The sequence below is a fragment of the Streptomyces sp. NPDC031274 genome (assembly GCF_055570235.1).
Genome location: NZ_JBVIHP010000238.1, coordinates 1 through 1382, shown reverse-complemented (window position 1 = coordinate 1382; position 1382 = coordinate 1). Strand labels below are relative to the sequence as shown.

Annotated in this window: 1 protein-coding gene; it reads left to right on the top strand. The window is 69.2% G+C overall.

Annotated elements, in window-relative coordinates; genetic code table 11:
• Positions 1 to 391: 391 nt before the first annotated feature.
• Positions 392 to 1258: a 3'-5' exonuclease family protein gene (locus ACZ5CR_RS45300; RefSeq protein WP_468869544.1), complete on the top strand. Its 867-nt coding sequence runs from the start codon at positions 392 to 394 to the stop codon at positions 1256 to 1258.
• The last annotated feature ends 124 nt before the right edge of the window (positions 1259 to 1382 follow it).

Here is a 1382-nt window from a genome sequence, read left to right as displayed (position 1 = left end):
ATGATGGTGCAGGACGCGGACGGGACTCGGTGGGCAGTGGCCCTGCCGGGTGACTCGACAGAGCCAATTCCGCGCTGGCTGAGGTGAGCGACCGGCACCGAGCACGTCATGTGCAAGGCGGCGTGAGGGGAGTTAGATCGGGTCAGGGCTCTTTGCCCGCACAACACGGCCTGATTTCTGGTCGGTTGACATGCCGAGCGTGATCGAGGTGGCACCTGTGACCGGCTCAGCACGCAGCAATCGTTACGAGGGACCGTGCGTCCGGTGCGGCGGATCAGTGCAACCCGAGACCGGCGCCCTGCTCCGGAGCCGCTCGGGAGGCTGGGTGGTCTACCACGTGGACCACGCACCGCAGCCTGAACCCGGGGGGATCACTTCGGACATTTCCGCGATGCGGACAAACCAGCGGGACGGCGAGTGTGTGGCCTGTGGCCTTGTCGTGCCGACCGGACTCGGGGTGCTGCTCTTCACCGAATACGGCGGCTGGGAAGTGTGCCATCCGGAGCACGTCCCTGACCTCGCCCCGCCGCCCCGTGGCGATCACCCCGGCTGGCATCGCAGATCCCTCATGTCCGTGGACATCGCCACCACGGGCAACCGGTACGCCGTAGACCGCATCCTCGGCGCGGCGGTACACACCACGGATGGAACGGCACGACGCTGGTTGATCGACCCGGGGCCGGGCCCTCTGTCCATAGCAAGACGCAAGAACCACCGCAGCATCATGGAGAACGCCCGAGCCGACGGCGTCCCCGCGGCCCTGGCGCTGGACGAGCTGGCAACCGTGCTCGCCGACCATCTGTCCACGAGGGAACCACTGGTGGCATGGCATGCCCCCTTCGTGCTGACCACCCTGGAGACAGAGCTGCTACGGCATGGACTGACGCCCCTCGCGGATCGCGTCCCCAGAGGCCTCCAGCCCATCTGCGACCCTCTCGTCCTGGACCGGCACGCCGCCCCTGACCGTCCCGGTGGACACGCCCTGGAGGCCGTCACCGAGTGGTACGGCGTGCCGCACGAAGACGCCGCCCATCCGGACAGCGACGCCGCGGCCTCACTCGTCGTGGCGTACATCATCGGGGCCTGCTACCCACCCATCGGACGGCTGTCCCGGCCCGCCCTGCACCGGGAACAGGAGCGCTGGCACGAACGCCAAGCGCAGGAAGCCAGAGCGCGACACCCTGACGGCGACTGGGATCCGCGATGGCCCCTGGGCACCGTCCAGGTTCTGCCGTGGCAGGACCACCCCGCCGATTAGGCGGTGACTCATCGAGTCAGCCGGAAGGAGCACCAGGGGCGGGGCGTCGGCCCGGCCGCACACCGCGACGTACGTGTCGCCGAAGGGGGTGGGGGCCGTGCGGTGCTCCGTCTCCTCGGGCCAC